Origin of the sequence: Tenacibaculum sp. ZH5_bin.1, from assembly GCF_042865525.1 — a bacterium.
GTDB lineage: Bacteria > Bacteroidota > Bacteroidia > Flavobacteriales > Flavobacteriaceae > Polaribacter > Polaribacter mesophilus.
In genome coordinates this window covers 1443257-1460919 of record NZ_JBEGIO010000001.1, presented here as the reverse complement: position 1 = coordinate 1460919, position 17663 = coordinate 1443257, and the positions used below count along the sequence as shown (strand labels likewise).

General features: G+C 30.1%; 20 protein-coding genes and 1 pseudogene. 7 read left to right on the top strand and 14 right to left on the bottom strand.

Annotated features, from left to right (window positions below; translation table 11 throughout):
• Nucleotides 1–173 precede the first annotated feature (173 nt).
• The 3 genes from ABHQ57_RS06760 to ABHQ57_RS06750 all read left to right on the top strand — a co-directional run bounded on the left by ABHQ57_RS06760 (nucleotide 174) and on the right by ABHQ57_RS06750 (nucleotide 2872).
• Nucleotides 174–686, top strand: coding sequence for a hypothetical protein (locus ABHQ57_RS06760; RefSeq protein ID WP_159613930.1), 513 nt, complete (start codon nucleotides 174–176; stop codon nucleotides 684–686).
• Between the two features lie 180 nt (nucleotides 687–866).
• Nucleotides 867–1394, top strand: coding sequence for a hypothetical protein (locus tag ABHQ57_RS06755; RefSeq protein WP_167713458.1), 528 nt, complete (start codon nucleotides 867–869; stop codon nucleotides 1392–1394).
• A gap of 671 nt (nucleotides 1395–2065) precedes the next feature.
• Nucleotides 2066–2872, top strand: coding sequence for a toxin-antitoxin system YwqK family antitoxin (locus ABHQ57_RS06750; RefSeq protein WP_167713457.1), 807 nt, complete (start codon nucleotides 2066–2068; stop codon nucleotides 2870–2872).
• Nucleotides 2873–2916: 44 nt separating this feature from the next.
• On the opposite strand, the pseudogene ABHQ57_RS06745 reads toward ABHQ57_RS06750, so the two are convergent.
• Nucleotides 2917–3024: pseudogene (locus tag ABHQ57_RS06745) on the bottom strand (IS110 family transposase); the annotation flags it as partial.
• A 51-nt stretch (nucleotides 3025–3075) separates the two neighbouring features.
• Here ABHQ57_RS06745 and rlmH point away from each other — a divergent pair.
• Entirely contained in the window at nucleotides 3076–3549 is a 474-nt protein-coding gene (gene rlmH, locus ABHQ57_RS06740) for a 23S rRNA (pseudouridine(1915)-N(3))-methyltransferase RlmH (RefSeq protein ID WP_167713456.1), read from the top strand.
• A gap of 169 nt (nucleotides 3550–3718) precedes the next feature.
• Complete coding sequence (locus tag ABHQ57_RS06735; RefSeq protein ID WP_167713455.1) at nucleotides 3719–4585, top strand: hypothetical protein; 867 nt, start codon at nucleotides 3719–3721, stop codon at nucleotides 4583–4585.
• Between the two features lie 58 nt (nucleotides 4586–4643).
• Here ABHQ57_RS06735 and lgt read toward each other — a convergent pair whose 3' ends face one another.
• The 6 genes from lgt to ABHQ57_RS06705 form a co-directional block, all read right to left on the bottom strand.
• Nucleotides 4644–5504: a prolipoprotein diacylglyceryl transferase gene (lgt, locus tag ABHQ57_RS06730; protein ID WP_167713454.1), complete on the bottom strand. Its 861-nt coding sequence runs from the start codon at nucleotides 5502–5504 to the stop codon at nucleotides 4644–4646.
• An 84-nt stretch (nucleotides 5505–5588) separates the two neighbouring features.
• Nucleotides 5589–5825, bottom strand: coding sequence for a membrane protein insertion efficiency factor YidD (yidD, locus tag ABHQ57_RS06725; protein WP_073181389.1), 237 nt, complete (start codon nucleotides 5823–5825; stop codon nucleotides 5589–5591).
• Nucleotides 5826–7307: a cysteine--tRNA ligase gene (gene cysS, locus ABHQ57_RS06720; protein ID WP_073181391.1), complete on the bottom strand. Its 1482-nt coding sequence runs from the start codon at nucleotides 7305–7307 to the stop codon at nucleotides 5826–5828.
• 108 nt (nucleotides 7308–7415) lie between these two features.
• Nucleotides 7416–8873, bottom strand: coding sequence for a hypothetical protein (locus ABHQ57_RS06715; RefSeq protein WP_167713453.1), 1458 nt, complete (start codon nucleotides 8871–8873; stop codon nucleotides 7416–7418).
• A complete protein-coding gene (locus ABHQ57_RS06710; RefSeq protein WP_159490063.1) occupies nucleotides 8854–9420 on the bottom strand; it encodes a hypothetical protein in 567 nt (188 codons plus the stop codon). Before ABHQ57_RS06710 ends, ABHQ57_RS06715 begins: the two co-directional genes overlap by 20 nt.
• Nucleotides 9413–9961, bottom strand: coding sequence for an RNA polymerase sigma factor (locus ABHQ57_RS06705; RefSeq protein WP_167713452.1), 549 nt, complete (start codon nucleotides 9959–9961; stop codon nucleotides 9413–9415). The genes ABHQ57_RS06710 and ABHQ57_RS06705 overlap by 8 nt, the downstream gene beginning before the upstream one ends.
• A 100-nt stretch (nucleotides 9962–10061) precedes the next feature.
• Between ABHQ57_RS06705 and meaB the strand changes: the two genes are divergently transcribed.
• Complete coding sequence (gene meaB, locus ABHQ57_RS06700) at nucleotides 10062–11135, top strand: methylmalonyl Co-A mutase-associated GTPase MeaB (protein ID WP_167713451.1); 1074 nt, start codon at nucleotides 10062–10064, stop codon at nucleotides 11133–11135.
• 82 nt (nucleotides 11136–11217) lie between these two features.
• Nucleotides 11218–11559, top strand: coding sequence for a tRNA-binding protein (locus ABHQ57_RS06695; RefSeq protein WP_167713450.1), 342 nt, complete (start codon nucleotides 11218–11220; stop codon nucleotides 11557–11559).
• 262 nt (nucleotides 11560–11821) lie between these two features.
• On the opposite strand, the gene ABHQ57_RS06690 is transcribed toward ABHQ57_RS06695, so the two are convergent.
• From ABHQ57_RS06690 to ABHQ57_RS06660, 7 genes are all read right to left on the bottom strand, one after another.
• Entirely contained in the window at nucleotides 11822–14230 is a 2409-nt protein-coding gene (locus tag ABHQ57_RS06690; protein WP_167713449.1) for a hypothetical protein, read from the bottom strand.
• 147 nt (nucleotides 14231–14377) lie between these two features.
• The gene (locus tag ABHQ57_RS06685) at nucleotides 14378–15154 is read right to left on the bottom strand and encodes an imm11 family protein (RefSeq protein WP_167713448.1); all 777 of its coding nucleotides are present in this window, start codon (nucleotides 15152–15154) and stop codon (nucleotides 14378–14380) included.
• A gap of 11 nt (nucleotides 15155–15165) precedes the next feature.
• Nucleotides 15166–15531 carry a hypothetical protein gene (locus ABHQ57_RS06680; protein WP_047789793.1) on the bottom strand — a complete coding sequence of 122 codons (366 nt, stop codon included), beginning with the start codon at nucleotides 15529–15531 and terminating at the stop codon, nucleotides 15166–15168.
• Complete coding sequence (locus ABHQ57_RS06675; protein WP_082118664.1) at nucleotides 15480–15668, bottom strand: hypothetical protein; 189 nt, start codon at nucleotides 15666–15668, stop codon at nucleotides 15480–15482. Before ABHQ57_RS06675 ends, ABHQ57_RS06680 begins: the two co-directional genes overlap by 52 nt.
• Nucleotides 15669–15881: 213 nt before the next feature.
• Nucleotides 15882–16376: an SMI1/KNR4 family protein gene (locus ABHQ57_RS06670; protein WP_167713447.1), complete on the bottom strand. Its 495-nt coding sequence runs from the start codon at nucleotides 16374–16376 to the stop codon at nucleotides 15882–15884.
• 25 nt (nucleotides 16377–16401) lie between these two features.
• Entirely contained in the window at nucleotides 16402–16941 is a 540-nt protein-coding gene (locus ABHQ57_RS06665; protein WP_167713446.1) for a hypothetical protein, read from the bottom strand.
• A 156-nt stretch (nucleotides 16942–17097) separates the two neighbouring features.
• Entirely contained in the window at nucleotides 17098–17661 is a 564-nt protein-coding gene (locus ABHQ57_RS06660) for an SMI1/KNR4 family protein (RefSeq protein ID WP_047789795.1), read from the bottom strand.
• Between the last annotated feature and the right edge of the window lie 2 nt (nucleotides 17662–17663).

Sequence of the window (17663 nt, the reverse complement as noted above, 5' to 3'; positions counted from 1 at the left end):
CGACTACGTCCGAATCCACTCGGAATTGCTAACGTCAGTGCTAAACCGAAAATAACAACTAATTTAACCCGTAACTGACGGTTATACGAAACCGTTGGCGGTAATAAAAAAAGAGGATGATCACTTGATTGAATTTAAGTAAAATAGGAAATTTTTGATAAAATTTAAAATTAATGTTAAACGAAGAACTGAAAGATCAAATTTTACAAACAAAACTGACTTATCTTAATGCCTATTTGGATGCTCTTGAATTAATAAATTCATACTCTGTAATTGGAATGAGTTATAAACTTTTTGCTTTTAATTTTTCAGCAGGAAATATTCATAAGGCAATTCAAGATAATTCATATGAGCTTTTCGGCGTATATCCTAATGACTGGGAATTTAAAATAAATGAATGTAAAAACTGGAAAGAAAAATTAGAATCCGAATTAAAATCAAACTTTAACAGAAGAAACTACAATAGTTTACCTGAAAGTGAATTAGTAAAGGACTTGAAGCATAGTATAAACTCTTCTATCGATTATTTTATTAATTTATTGAAAAATGAATTTGCTGAAAATTCATATAATATTTATGAACTAAGTTTAACCAAAGCTAGCTTTTACAGAATAGTTGGAATAGATTTAATTTTTGAAATTGATAATACGAAAATTATATTTTTACAAATAATTGGTAGTGATTAAAAAACTACCGCCAACAAAGAACTGAGGCAAAAAACAAGTGCATTTTATACTTTTTTAAACCAAAGTACTTTTATAGTTTGTACCTACCACACTATAAATCACTTTTCACAATAGCAAAAGCTTGTTTTAGTAGCTTATCACACACCACTATTAAATTAAATAATCAGAAAAATAAAAAAGATGAAAAATTATACTGAAAAAGAACTTTTATATAAAATAGAAAATTTTAGACCAGAAAATGATGATTTTACACCTTTGGAAAATCTTTTTAATGAACTTTACGGTAATTTTTTAAAAAAACATACATCAAACAAAGCTATGGTTACCTTATTTAAGGTATTAGAAAGATTCAGTGAGGTAAGTGAGCCTAATGTATTTTGGAATATCATGTATTCACTAGAAGACATGGATGGTTTTGAACAAGAATATGTAAATTCTTTAAAAAGAAAAGCTTCTGATATAACGATTATGAACCTAAATGCACTTTTTAACTCTAATGTTACTTATGTAGGAAATGAAAAAATGGAAGATCTTTTAGATTACATTATAAACAACCCAAATACATCTAGTTCTACAGTAAAGTATATAAAAGAGGAGTTTGTTAAGATAGAAGAAGAAAAGGTTAAAGATGAAATTGAATTGAAGGAAAAAACGTCAGACAAAAACATTAAAGAAAAGAATAAAAAATGGTGGGAACTCTGGAAGTAAAACTATCTACAGCATTTATTATAATTAATAAAGGTTTAGTCTTAAAGTTTAATGTACTTTCATTATGTCTAACAATTTTTTTGCTTTGTATTTTATTAGTATTTCTCCAAAACATGAAGCTAAAGTAATAACTACTATTACACATAAAGAAAAAGAATAAGAGTACAATATCCTACTTTTGAACTGATAAACAGCAAAGATAATACCTTTCGAGAAGGAAGTAATAAGATGGTATTAGAAGAACCGTTTTTTTAAAAACTATAAACGTACAACAACGACTCCCATAAGTAATTACTACTTATCAGCTATTAACAAAAAAACTCGCGGATTTTCTATTCGGTTTTTACTTGCTTAAAACATGTTACAAACAAATAGAGATCAGCAAACTACTGGAAATGAAGAGTAACTGAAAATTCTAAAGAGTAAGGAAACTTTTAAAAATGAAAAAACCGTAATAAATATATCTCCTGTTAGCAAAGAATCATTTCAGTCTGTATCAATAATATTATTCTTGTATTTGAATTTTAAATAGAATATCTACCTGTGTAACAAATATAAATAATTGCTTGTTTTATCTTATTTCTTAAAATCCTTTCAGTTTTTTAATTTTGTGTGCATTTGCTAAATTTAATAGCATCAAAACAAACAAAACCATTATAATCAATTAAATAATGAAACTCAAGAAAAAATATATACCCTTTTTTTTAGTACTTTTTTTAGTATCAATAAATTCTATAAGTGCTCAAAATTACATTGATTATTATGACAATGGAAGTAAAAAATCTGAAGGTTTTAAAAATAGTGAAGGAGTAGCGTATGGTAAGTGGACATATTACAGAAAAGACGGCTCTATAAATTCTATAATTAATTTTGATAAAAATGGAAACCCTAAAGGTACTTTTGTTCTTTATTATAAAAACGGACAAATTCAAACTACATGTAGTTACTCTGGTAAAGGGTTTTACGAAATGGATGGAAACTACGAGAGTTACTATAAAAACGGGCAGTTACAATCTACTGGGGTTTACAAAGAAAATAAGCCCGTTGGAAATTGGATAAATTATTGGAGCAATGGTCAAATTAAATCAAAAGAAGAATATACTGAAAAAGGCATAATTCAAAAGAATATTGAATACTATAAAAATAGTCAGTTACGACTTGATGCTAAATATAATGATGTAGGTGATTTTGTTGGCAAATTAATTATATACTATGATAACGGAACTATATATCAAGAAAAGGAATTTGATGAAAGAGGAAATAAGATAGGTACACATACTAGTTTTTACCCTAATGGAAATATTATGGAAACTGGTAGCTATTTAGGTACTGATTATTTTACAAAAGCTGGAGTTTGGCGAACTTATTATAAGAATGAAAAATTGAAATCAAAAATTGAATACAATCAAGAAGGGAGAATCATAAAAAAAACACTTTATGATAAAGAAGGTGATAGTATAAATATTAATAAAAAGTAAAACAAAACTAACTACGATAAAAAACAAGTAAATTTTATACTTTTTTAAACCAACGTACTTTTATAATTTGCGTCATAAGGTAAACCACTTTTTACGATGGCAAAAACTTGTTTTAGTAGCTTATTACATACCGCTATTAAAGCTAGTTTTTTAACCTAAAAGCTATCTCTATAAAATTTGTCAAACATTCGTAATTTTGCCATATGAAAATAAAACTACTCGCCATAGGCAAAACTGACAATAAACAGTTGCAGCAATTAATTGACGAATACCAAAACCGCTTAAAACATTACGTAAAGTTTGAGTTGGAGATTATTCCAGATATTAAAAACGTTAAAAACCTAAGCGAGGCGCAACAAAAAGAAAAAGAAGGAGAGTTAATTCTGTCTAAACTGCAACCTACTGATCAATTAGTTTTATTAGACGATAAAGGGAAACAGTATACTTCTGTAGAGTTTTCACAATACTTACAAAAGAAAATGAACTCTGGTATTAAGCAACTAGTGTTGGTTATTGGAGGTCCGTATGGATTTTCTGAGGCTGTATACAATAAAGCACAAGGAAAGTTATCGCTCTCTAAAATGACGTTTTCTCATCAAATGATTCGTTTATTTATTGTCGAACAAATTTATCGTGGGTTTACCATTCTTCGTAACGAGCCTTATCATCACGAATAAGTGTTGTTAAGCTATTTATTCACATCAAATTTTATGTGAGTCAAAACATTATGTTTTTAGTATCCTGAAAAACATGATAAAAAACATGGTGAAAAGTTATTTTTTTTTCGCATTTAGCCATACTTTTGCGCCCCGAAAAAAAACAAAAACTTAATACCATAAAATTAAAATGAAAACACTAAGATTCCTAGTCACTTTAACTTTATTCTTAACGTTTACTTGCCAACAAGTAAATGCTCAAGATGACATTAAAACTTTAAAAGCTCAAGTAAAAAACAAGAAAAATCAAATTAGCGCTAATGAAGAAATTTTAGTTAGTGGCGTTGGTGCTTTAAAACGTGTAAAAGGAAATTTAGAGCGTTTTAAAACAAGTAAAAAGGCTACAAAACAAGAGGTAGAAAGAAAAGAAAAAATTGTTGCTAATATGCAACAAAGGTTAAGCAAGTTAAATAATCAAATTGATTTACATAAAAAAGACTTAGCATCTCTTGAAAGAAAGTTAGCTAGAAAACTTAAAAAAGAAGAAGCTAAGAGGGCTGAGGAAAAAGAGGAAGCTAAAACTACTACTGTAAGTACTGGTCTTGTGGTATATGAAGATAATATAAGTGACGAACAGAAAGAAGTTCTTTTACAAAAACAAAAACTTGAAGAGGCCCGTAAGAAGTTAGACGAAGAAAGAAAAGCCAGAGAACTTGCTTATTTAAAAGAACAAGAGGCTTTACGTTTAGAGGAAGAAAAATTGAAGCAATTAAGTAACCAAATTAAAGCTAAGGAGCAAAACATTAGTAAAGAGAAAAACACGTTAATAAGTGACCTTGAAGATGATATTAGCATTAACGAAGAAATTTTAATTAGTGGTAAGGAAGGTTTAGCTAAAATGAAATCTAAATTAGAAGAGGCTAAGCAAGATGCTTCTACTTCTAAAGAAAGTATTGAAAGAAAACAAGCTATTATCAGTAAGATTGAAAATCGCTTGTTAAAAATTGAAAATGAAATTAATGCTAAAAAGCAAGAGTTAGCAAAAATAAAAGCTTAAAACTTTTTTCTCATAAACAAAAAACTCCAAGAATAACCTTGGAGTTTTTTTATTGTTTTTATGTTGTTGCTTTAGTTTTTCTAAACATTAACCAAAAACCGATTAACACTAGTGGAATACTTAACACCTGACCTGTGTTTAATGTATTGAATACCCAATCTTCTCTTCCTTCTACTTGTGCCTCTTTTAAGAACTCTATTACAAAACGTAACGTCCATAACACAACCATAAACAGTCCGAATAAAAATCCTGTTTGGTTTTTCTTGTCTGTTTTCCAATAGAAATGCCATAATGCAAAAAACAAAACTAAATAACTTAGTGCTTCGTATAATTGGGTTGGGTGACGTGGTACCGTCTCTCCTGCTCTTTTAAAAATCACTCCAAAACTACTTCCTGTTGGTTTTCCATAAATTTCAGAATTAAAGAAGTTTCCAAAACGGATGAAAACCCCTGCTAAGGCTACCATAATTCCTAATCTATCTAAAATAAACAACCATGGTTTTTGTAAGTGTTTCTTAGCGTAAAAGTACATGGCTATTGGAATTGCTATTGCTGCTCCGTGACTTGCAAATCCTGTAAACCCAGTAAATTTCCATCCATCTAACAATCCGAATAAAGCCGAAGCTCCTTCTTGTTTTTTAAATGGTAATATGATTTCTAGTAAATGATTTTGGTAATAATCCCAACTGTAAAAGAATACATCTCCTAAACGCATTCCTATCAACATAGAAACGAATACGTACATAAATAACGGATCTAGTTTTTCAACAGCAATGTTATCGTTGATGTAAATCTTTTTCATTAATCGAAGTCCTAAAATAAACGCCGCTACAAACATTAAACTGTACCAACGAATACCAAAACCTCCTAAATTTATTATTTCTGGGTTCCAATCCCACACTATGGATAAAAAATTCATCTACTTTAATTTAGTTTTTGTGTCAATCCAAAACACTATTGAGTTTCTTTGTTTCTAAGGTTGCTCAACAGTATAAAATGACTGTTATTTTTCTTTTTTCTCTGGAACAGGATCGTAACCGCTTCCTCCCCAAGGGTGGCAACTGAAAATTCTTTTCAATGCCAACCAACCGCCATAAAACAACCCATGTTTTTGCAACGCTTCAATTGTGTAGCTTGAACACGTTGGTGAATATCTACATGTTGCTGGTGTAAACGGAGATATGGCTGTTTGATAAAATCGAACTAGTAATATAAACGGATATGTTAGTATTTTTTTCAATTAGTTAACTGTAAACGTTGTTCCTTCTCTACCGTCTTTTAATTGAATACCTAATTCCAGTAATCTATCACGAATTTCATCAGATAATGCCCAATCTTTATTTTCACGTGCTTCTTTACGCATGCTAATTAACATTTCAACTACACCACTTAGTTTGTCTGAATTATTTCCTTCTGAAGTTTCATTCATTAATCCTAATACATCAAAAACAAACGCATTGATTGTATTTTTAAACACTTCTAAGTCATCGGTAGTTAAACTTGCCTTTCCTTCTTTTATTTGATTGATAACTTTTACTGCTTCAAATAAATGTGATATTAATATTGGTGTATTAAAATCATCATTCATGGCATCGTAGCAATCTTGTTTCCATTTTTGCACATCAAATGTAGAAGTAGTACCTGCTTCAATTTTACTTAAGAAATCTACAGCTTCCATTAATTTCGCATGTCCTTTTTCAGCAGCTTCTAACGCTTCTCCAGAAAAGTCTAAAATGCTTCTATAGTTAGCTTGCATATTGAAAAAACGAACCACACTTGCTGAAAAAGGTTTTCCTAAAATGTTATTTTCTCCCGTTAAAATTTCATTTGGTAAAATAAAGTTCCCTGTTGATTTTGCCATTTTTTGACTGTTCAACAATAACATATTGGTGTGCATCCAGTAATTTACTGGTTTTACACCGCTACACGTTTGCGATTGTGCAATTTCACACTCATGATGCGGGAATTTTAAATCCATTCCTCCACCATGAATATCAAACTGTTCACCTAAGTACTTTGTACTCATTACTGAACATTCTAAATGCCAACCTGGGAAACCATCACTCCAAGGTGAAGGCCAACGCATGATATGACGATCATCGGCTTTTTTCCAAAGAGCAAAGTCTTGCGGATTTCTCTTATCTGACTGTCCGTCTAACGCTCTTGTGTTATGAATAGCATCTTCAAATTTTCTACCAGAAAGAATTCCATAGTTGCCTGTTTCGTTATATTTTAACACATCAAAATATACCGAACCGTTTACTTCATAAGCAAAACCTTTTTCCATGATTTCTTTAATCATTTCAATCTGCTCTACAATATGACCTGTAGCAGTAGGCTCTATACTTGGCGGTAAAAAATTATAGTTGTTTAATACATTATGGAAATCAACTGTATAACGTTGCACTACTTCCATCGGTTCAATTTCCTCTAGTCGTGCTTTCTTTGCAATTCTGTCTTCTCCTTCATCTGCATCGTTTTCTAAGTGACCAGCATCCGTAATGTTACGTACATAACGCACCTTGTATCCAAGGTGTAATAAATAACGATACACCACATCAAAAAACATAAAAGTTCGTACGTTTCCTAAATGGGCGTTGCTATATACTGTAGGACCACATACATACATTCCTACGCGTCCTTCTGTTACTGGTTTAAAAAGCTCTTTTGATTTGGTTAAAGAGTTATATATTTTAAGTTGATTTTCTTTGTATAATTCCATAGTAAAAATGACTATTTGCAATCGCTAATATAGGCACTTTATAAAGAATATAGAAAAAGAATTTGACAGCAATTTTGTAGAAATAAAAAGTAATTTTGTTTGTATTTCTTATTGATTTTTAACTTTTAACTGACTGTATTTACCGTCTATTTCAATTTTCTTATCGTTTGAAATTAAAATAAACTCTCCATTATATTCTACACTTCCATCTTTTAGTTTCTTGACCTTATTACTCTGAATATCGAATTTTTTGTTTATCCCTGCTAAATCAACTCCCGCATCTGAATAGCTTAAAAGTACTTTTAAATTATCATGACTAGGGTGTACTTTGGTTATGGTTAAGTTTCCAAACTTATTATTTACTTCAACATTGCTATAAACATTGTTTACTACCAATCCAGATGAATTAGAGTTTACGGTTGTATTGGTAACCGATGCTAATTGAGCATCGGTTACATTATTTAAGAACAACGTACAAGCGTTTAATGAATTTATGTTTACTGGTGAAAATGAAATATTTAATTTTCCACCGTCAAGTGCGTCAGCTTTAAAAGTTCCATAACTAACCTTTCCTGAAGCTTTAGTTTTTGGTAGTTTTACTTTACAGTGTCGTGTATTCAAGTCAAACTTTGCCGATTTTGGAACTTTTATTGTAATCTTCTTTGTGATTTTTACTTTTTTTCCATTAATCATAAGATTATTACTGCCAGAAGAAAAAGAATAATTCCTGTGATTTTTTTTCATTTCTTCTCTTACCTTATGCATTTCCACTTTCACTTTTGCTAATTGTTTTTTAATTTTTTCTCTGTCAATTTTTTTAAGCTCACTTTTAACTCTTTTTAGTTCGTCTCTTAATTTTTTTTCATTGAGAACTTGATGGTTTTTTGAGAAAAACATCTTTGTTTTAGAATTTTTATTATTCTTAAGATATTCTTTATATGCTTCCGTTTTCTTAAATTCCTCCCATTCTTCTTTTGAGGTTATATTTACATTATGCTTGCCATCTTTCCACTTAAACCTGACAAGCTCTTCATTTTCAAACATTTCCTCTACATCAAAATCCACATCTTGAAATAACTTTTCAAAATTAATTTCTGGAATTTCAATTTCAGGCATTTCTGGCATCTCAGGCATTTCTGGGATACTTACCTCTGGTATTTCTGGTATTACTACAACCTCACTTTCTGTATCATACTCAAATACTCTTGGGTAATTATTGTCTGATGAATTGAAGAATACAATATTGTCTCTTCCTATTCTAAAACTATTTCTATTGGCATTAATTTGTACCTTACTTTTATTCCCTAAGGCTTCAAATTTCCAGTTGTCTAAATATTTTTGAGCTTCTTTTTTATCTAGCCCTTCAACTTCTACAACTGCTTCTACTGAAACTTCATTTTTATTCCATGTAGTTACATCTACATCTGCATTAGATGCATTGATATTAACTACTACGTCTTTACTTGTTTTAAAATTTTCACTAAACTTTTTATCGTATTTCTGTGCAGATACAACGCCAGTTACTAACAGTAAAAAAACACTGATTTTAAATTGTTTGAATGTCATTTTGAGTTGGATTTTTAAATTCTTGTAATTGTTTTTGCATACGTTTTAACAACTGTAAACGTAATTGCAGGTTTCCAATCAATGCATTGATAGTATCATCGTTAATTCCTTTTGTATTGAGCTCTTCGGTTAACGATTTATATTCTTTGGTTAATTCTCCTATTTTAATTAAATAACCATCAAAAAGTTCTTTATTATCTTCAGTTAATTCTAACTGACTTAGTTCGTAATTAATGGTATTTACATAGTAATCTTCCACCGTTTTTAACTCAGGAGATATGGTTCCTAAACTAATTTGATTTTGAGTTTCTTTTGGAAGCTCAGTTATTATTGGATTTACAGTATTAGTTGGGTAAAACTGAATTCCCAAACTCACCAACAACACAATGGATGCTGCTATATACAACCACTGATATGATTTTTTTGTTGATGGTGTTGAATGCAATTCATCCATCAACTTTTGTTGAAAACGCTGTCTGTGATTTGTTGATAACCTCTCGGTGTTTTCAACATTGTTTTTTAGTATTTCTCTAATATCTTTAGACATGGTGTACTGCTTTTAATTGTTCTTGCACTTGTCTTTTTCCTCTTAATAAATGTGTTCTCGAACTCACTTCCGAAATTCCTAATATTTGCGAAATCTCTCCATGATCATACCCTTCTAATAAAAACAGAGTCAACACAACTCTATACTTTTCTTTTAATTGATGAATGCAGTTTACAATTTCTTGATACGATATCGTAGCGGCTACATTCCAATTATCATCATCTGCTACTGTGGTAATTTCTTCGTTAATAGAAACCAGTTCTAATTTTCTCTTCTTTAAATAATCAATACTTTGATTGATAACGATTCTTTTTAACCAAGCACCAAACGCTACTCCTTTTTTATATGAATCAATATTTTTAAATGCTTTTACAAATGCTTCTTGCATTACATCTTCCGCTATAAAAGAATCTTTTACATACCGTAACGCCACTGTATACATGGCATCACAATACAAATCATACAATTGCATTTGTGCTTTTGCATCATTGTTTTTACAGGCATCTATTACCGATTGATGTAACTGTTTGGTTGATTTCATTCTTGATTTCTTACCCTAAATACGAGACTTTTTCTGCCGCGTTGCATTTTCCTGCATTTTTATTTCTAAATTTACGTTATTATTTTGTTTTATCTACATAATGACCGACAAAGACACATCTGCACTCTCTGAAAAAGACGGGGTTTCTCAGCCTGAAACCACCAGTAAATCATCTGCAGAAAAAATAAAACGTAACAGAAGAAAAACTACCTCAACCAAAGAATTTGTTACTCAAATAGTTGCTGGTAATATTCCTTTTTTAAGTAGAGCTATTACGTTAGTGGAAAGTACGAATCCAAAACACCAACAACAAGCCAATGAAATTTTAGAAGCTTGTTTACCGCATGCCAATAAATCGGTTAGAATTGGAATTACAGGTGTTCCAGGTGTAGGAAAAAGTACGTTTATTGAGGCTTTTGGTAAGCATTTAACTTCTTTAGGTAAAAAAGTAGCTGTTTTGGCAGTGGATCCAAGTAGTTCTATTAATAAAGGGAGTATTTTAGGTGATAAAACACGTATGGAGGAATTAGTAACTGATGAAAATGCTTTTATACGCCCTTCTCCTTCTGGAACTTCGTTAGGTGGTGTTGCTCAAAAAACACGTGAAAGTATTATTTTATGTGAAGCAGCTGGTTTTGATACTATTATTATTGAAACAGTAGGTGTTGGACAATCAGAAACGGCTGTACATTCTATGGCTGATTTCTTTTTATTGTTGAAATTGGCAGGTGCTGGTGACGAATTACAAGGTATTAAACGTGGAATTATTGAAATGGCGGATGCGATTGTGATTAACAAAGCAGATAGCGGTAATGAAAAAAATGCTAAACTAGCGAAAGTAGAATTTAACAGAGCTTTACACTTATATCCTGCTAAGGAAAGTGATTGGCAACCTAAAGTTTTATTAGCTAGTGCATTGCATCATCAAGGAATTGATGCTATCTATGCTATGATTGAAGAGTACATGGGTTTAGTGAAAAAATCAGGCTACTTTCAACAGAAAAGAGATGATCAAAATAATTATTGGTTGTTAGAAACCATTAATCAGCAATTAAAAAGTAATTTTTATAACAATCCAAAAATTAAAGAATTATTGCAGCAGGAAATTGCAAAACTAGAAAATGGGAAAACGACACCGTTTACTGCAGCAAAACGATTGCTAGAAAACAACTAAATTATGGAGCTCATAATGGGCACTTAATAAAATTTTATTTTTAAACAACTATAAATACCTAACTGGTATAATTTACAGACATATGGAAGATAACACCCTCACTTGGAATGACTTTACAAAGGTAGAAATGCGTATTGGTACGATCATTTCTGCCGAGGTTTTTAAAGAGGTTAAAAATCCTGCCTATAAAATGCAGGTTGATTTTGGTGATTACGGAATTAAAAAAACCTCAGCACAAATCACTAAACTGTATAAGCCTGAAGATTTGATAGGAAAACAAGTAGTTGCTGTGGTAAACTTTCCTAAAAAACAAATTGCTAATATGATGAGTGAATGCCTTGTATTAGGTGGTTTAGGTGATGATAAAGAGGTTACTTTGTTAACTACTGAACGTACTGTTAAAAACGGGACAAAGATTGCGTAGCATATCTAAATTTCACTTATTATTCTTATAAATGATTTTAACTGAAGCTGATTTAAGGACATTAGAACTTAAATTAACTAGACATAAAATAAATTTTGCGTACAAAAAAAATACTAAGGAACTTATAATTGGAAAATCCAAAAATACTAGCTCAAAATTATTCATTGGTATAATAGGGATAGTTCTTTCTTTGATTAGCTTCTTTTTCTTAAAAGAATGCATCACCATATATCTAGCTTAACTAAGCTCACCAAATAAAAAATTACCTTTGCGGTTTCTTAATACTTTTTTTATGATAGAATTTAGCAAATTCTAAAGCTAAAAAGTCTTCAATTTGCTCTTCTGTTTTCTTTTCTTCTATCATTTTAAAAATAGTTGATATATGATTATTTTTAAACTCATTGAGGATTCCATTATTAGCCACAACGTCCTGATATGTTAACTTTTGTAATTCTGACTGCATCCATTGATGCGCCTCCATTTTTATTTTTCTAGTCTGTAAGTCTTTTTTATCACTTTTAGATATGAAGTTTCCTCTTTTCGCTTCCTGTTTCATCAAGTGCAGTAAACGATTATAACTTGCTTTTACTTCTTCATCTAGTAAGACTGCTTGTTCGTAAAGCTTCTTTAAACTTTTAAACGCTAACTTATGATACGTATTTATAAAGTCTTTGTGTTTATATAAATAGTCTAAATAATTTACTGCTGCTTTCTTATAATGTTTATTACTTACATTTTCATTATTTACGACATCTGTTTCTAATAAATTTAAATCATTTCTTACTTTTTCTATACTTTTTATACTTGCAAAAACAGGATCATTTAATAACTGTTTAATCTCTAAGGTAATTTTAGAGTGTTCTCCACTAAAAGTATGCTCTTTATACGAGAATGAAAATTCTTTTACTTTTTTATTTCTTTCTCTTTTTCCAAATTTGAATTTCGGTTTTTTCAAGCCAAAGCTATAACTATAACCAAAAGTTATAGTTAATTCACTTAGTTTTTCTTGCTGTGTAGCTTCTCTAAACAACTGTATTGCATTTAAATTTAAATTATGGTTTTGTGCAATAGTTGTAGAAGCACTTGCCCTAAAATTTAAAACATTACTTGTAATTTCTTTGTTTACATTACTATTATACGAAGCTCCTAGAGTGGTATTTAATATGTTTTTAAAAAATAGTTTATTCATATTTAAAGACGCTCCGTATGCTTTGCTATCATCTCTACCGATATCGCTATAATTGTAGTTAAGTGAAGGCGAAATTGTTAGCGCTTTTTCAGGAAATCCTAATGTATAAACTACATTTCCGTTGTGAAAATTATTTGCTTGACCAATTCTAATAATACCATTCTCTTTATTTGCTGAAGATGCTAATGAATAGTTTAGATTAACATTCTGTGTAACATTTTTCTTTTTAACCAACATCCAATTCAAGTTTATATTGGCATTTTGTGACAGTTGCTTAAAATTTAATGCTTCTTGTTCTTCATCAGTTAAATCGTTGTCGTTAATGTCATCAAACTGATTTAAACTTTTGTTCGTAAACGTGGTGAAGTTAGAATACATTCCTGATAAGGTAATCGCATCTGTCATCTGATACGTTGCATTAACGCTCCCTATATTTCTCCCTGTAGATTGTGCTTTTTGATTATTTAAATTATCTCTTTGGTATCCTATATTAAACGATAAGTTCAACTTGTTTTTAAATAATGATCGAGCCATATTTAGTGTGATGTTCTCAAAGTCATTATTAAAATAATAGGCTCCTAAGGTTTCATAATTAGGATCAATACGTTCATAGCCCAAACCAACTTTCATTTGTCCTAATTTTACATCTAAATCTGCTTTAATCGCATTATAATATTCTGTTGATGTACGGTTATTAAACAAAAACCCTGCTAAATTGTTAGCGGCGTTACTACTTTTATCTGCTCTTAAATCTTGTGTAATGGCTGTTGAGGCATATTCTGCCCTTATTGTATACTTTTTAGCAATGGTAGTTTCTCCCGTAAGACTTATTACTAGGTTTTCTTTAGGTTTTATATTTCTTTCTTCTGGTATTGCTGCAATAGAGTTTTCAGCATCTTTTGCATAAAAACCTATTAGTCCTAACTTATAATTCGGCTTTTCCCAAGCTACTCTTGCTCCATATCCTGTACGCTTAAAAGCTGGTAAGGTTTGTGGATTACCATCATCTTCTGTTGCTTTTAATAGACGACCATACATGGCACTGAACTTTATTGGCTTGTTAGGAGTTAACTCTACACCTCCCCCTGTAAATTGATGTCCGTTTAAGGTATAGGGTGAAAAATTCATAGTAACATCTCCTATATGCGCTTGTATCCATTTGTATTTTGGGTGTAAGCTCAACCTATTAAACTTAAAAGGCAATTGATAGTCAAAATTATCTCCTTGATTAGAAAAGCTATAGGTAAAAGGGATATTAAAACTCAACCAACTTACATTCACTGTTCCTTGTAAAAAATACGTAAACGGAATACGTGCATTACGGGTATTTGCATTGTAATACACCATATTGGCATTGACATTACCGCTTACTTTAACCTTAGTAGATTTTGTAATGGACTCTATATCTAAATTTTGTGCTAAACTTATGCTACTTACTAAACATAGTAAGCTTACTAATATGTACTGTTTCCCCCTTTTCAATACTTCTTTTTCTTCTCTAATATTTTTTTTTACCCCTAATTGTTTCCCTTCCCAATTGACATGCTTATTAACCTAATATTTGTATTAATTTATAAGGCATATTAACCCCTTAAACAAAATTAAGCTTACATTCTAACTATTATTCATTTACTTATATTCAAAAGAACGTATTATATTCTCGGGCATTTCGTAAAAATGTCCATTGGTAATACCAACAGCTTCTAACTCGTTTTTTATTTCTTCACTGATATATAAAAGTCCTGATAATCCCCATAGTACATCATAATCGTATTTATACACCTTATTTTTAAATTTTAGTTCATTTAATTCAGTAAATGTTTGACTACCATAAGTAACCTCATATGTTCCTAAAAGCTCTATATCTCCAACCTGTATATCTATCTTTTCGTTAGACGACTTTATAAACCCCTCTGGGTAAATTTTGACAGGCACATTATTCCCTTCTGAATCTTGAGTTATTTCTACAAAAGTACATTTTGGGTAGTCTATAATATCATCTCCCACTATAGCATTTTCAACTACCGCATGAAATAAAAAATATTCTTCATTTGTTTGTTGAAGCTCTTTACAGTGAAGTATTACAGGATAAAAACGATGTTCAGGTAAATTATATTTTTCTATAACCTCTTTTACCTTTCTACTCATTAGTAAATTAGTTCCTTCAGTAGGTTCTACATCTGCTGTCATTAAATTCGTATACCATCTTAATACATCTACAAAGGGAGTTTCTCCTTGCCATGCCTCAAAATTTTCAAATGAATCTATTAACCTCATTTTTAAAGGTAAAACTTCATCTTTTATCCAAATATTATCATTCATTGGAGCAATAATATCTCCATAATCTTCTTGGTATATGTTAATACTCCATTGAAAGGTACTGCTCTTAAATTTAAAAAATTTCATCTTTTAGATTATTATAACATTGATTCCAAAATATCTTCTGTAATTAGGTCATCTACTTTCGTACGTATCCATTTTCCATTGGTATCAATATGGCCTATTACGCATTTTTCTAACAATAATTTTTGAAGTTCACTCTGAACTTTTATCACCTCTCTGCCAAATTGTTTCATTGCTCTTTCTTCATTTTTAAAATTATCAATATGTGTATTCCAACGGTCGTTAAAGAAATTTATCAATGCTGTGTTATACTTATCATGGTTGGCATGCACCCCCATAGCAGGTTTAATTCCATTAGGCTTAGTATATCCTTCTAACATGATAAGATTTAACAGTCCATCATGATGCTTTCCGTTAATATCCATAACTTTATGTCCCATTTTGTCATACCATATTCTATACTTTCTTCTAAAACATTAAAATACACTTGTCGAGTAAAAATATCTAACCAATATACTGTAGCAAAACTTATAAAGTATACTGCTGATTCGTTATGAAATTTATACTTTCTACTCATTTTTATATTCTATTTTTTACTCTTTCCTTATTTCTCCTTATTTCTCCTTATTTCCTTTCCGTCACGAGCAAGATGCTCGCGCTAGCGGGGATTTTATTACTAGGGTATTCCATGGTTGCCCCTCTTCTTTTAATTCTTCATTGGTTATTAGCGAGTACTCTAACAATTCATTAAATTCTTATTTTTTTATTCTCCAAAAATTCTCTCCCCAGTTCATATATATATATTTTCTTTTACCTCATCATAATCAAAAACAAATTTTAAATTCTTTAAAAAAGAAAATATATTATTTTCTATATACTCCAACCCATTACTATATTCAAAATATAACTTGTCTTGATTTTCTTCACGTATTCCTAATAATATAGTTCCTCCATGGTCATGCTCAGTTATTGGAACAACCCCGTTATCAAACCAAATATCATTATTATTATAACTTTCAAAAACTTGTTCAATGTCTAAAAAATCGGTAAACATTAAGTCCATGTTTTTTATTTCATGAGCTTCATATTTATAATAAGTTAAAGTTTGTAACTCATTATTCTCATCTAAGTAAACATCACCTATTATACCTTCAAAATTTTGAACAAACGCTCTAAATATTGGAGGAAGTCTTAAATTAAACTCTTGTTCTAACAAGTCTAAGCTTAAAGACTCTTTTCTAAATTTTAAAAATGTAGCGTAATCTTTATTTAGATAGCTTATCATATCAATTCATTTAATAATGAGCAACTCAAAAACCTCTATAGTTTTTCCAATCTTCTATTTCATCTTCTAAATCTTCATCTTCATAACCAAGTGAGATCATAAAATTTCTATACTCCTCGACCGAATCAGCTGAATCTGATAAATTATCAGTAATTCCCCTAAGAAAATCAAAAATATTATCTGCAACCACTATAAAGCTATCTTCTAAAGACTTTATTTTTGTTAGGATTTTGTCTTTTTCTTCTCCTTGTGTGCCTACATAAAACCCATACCCATTTGATGCTAATAATATTAATTTCCTATTCAATATTTCCTCATCAGATGAACTTAAAGTGGATATTAAGGCATCTTCTAAATTTTCGTATGGAAAAGTAACCTCACCACCTACTAATTCTGGATAGTAATAAAAAAAATGTTCTCTGATTAATGTTTCATCCCATTTAAAAGACTCTATAAAAATTTTATACACTGGTGGAACAATTACCTCATATTGCTTTTCAATTCTTGAAAAATCAATTTTTTCTTTTAAAGGACGGCTTTTCAATAAATCTAAACCTGTTTTCATAATTGTTATTTAAATATTGGTGAATCAAAAATACCTTTTAACTCTTCTTCAATTAAAGCATCTCCTCCTGAATGTGGGAAACCAGAACTACTTTGTTTTTTTTAGGATTTATAAAGACATTTTAGTTTATTTCTCAATTATAAAAATTAATGCATGTTATTCTCTATTTCTTATACGCCAAAAATCTTCCCCCCAATTTTTATAAAGTTTATTTACATCAAGGTTTGGATGATCATATAAAACTGTTACTATATGTATTTTTTCAATTAACTCAAAAACATTATTAGCTATAAATTTAATTTCCTCAGAATCATGTGTGAAATAAATTTTGTCTAGATTATCATCTTTTAAACCGACTAACAGCCCTCCATTAAAACCGTGATAACTAATTGGCAAAAGCCCAGTTCTTCTTACATATTCTATAGTAGATGAATTTTCAAATAATTCATCAGGCTCAATAAAACATTCAAACGATAATTCATCATCATCAATACTGTAATCATTTTTAGAAATACTAGAATATATAAAGCTTGTAAAATCTTCTTCTTGATTAGATTCGGGACTCATAAAAGTAATGTTCCCAAAATAAGGCAGAAATGAAGTTATAAAGGCTCTATATACAGGCGGAAATTTACAATTGTACTCAGATTCAATCTTATCAAGATTAACTGGTCGCTCTCTAAACTGTAAAAACTTATTTTTATTCTTATCAACTAACATAA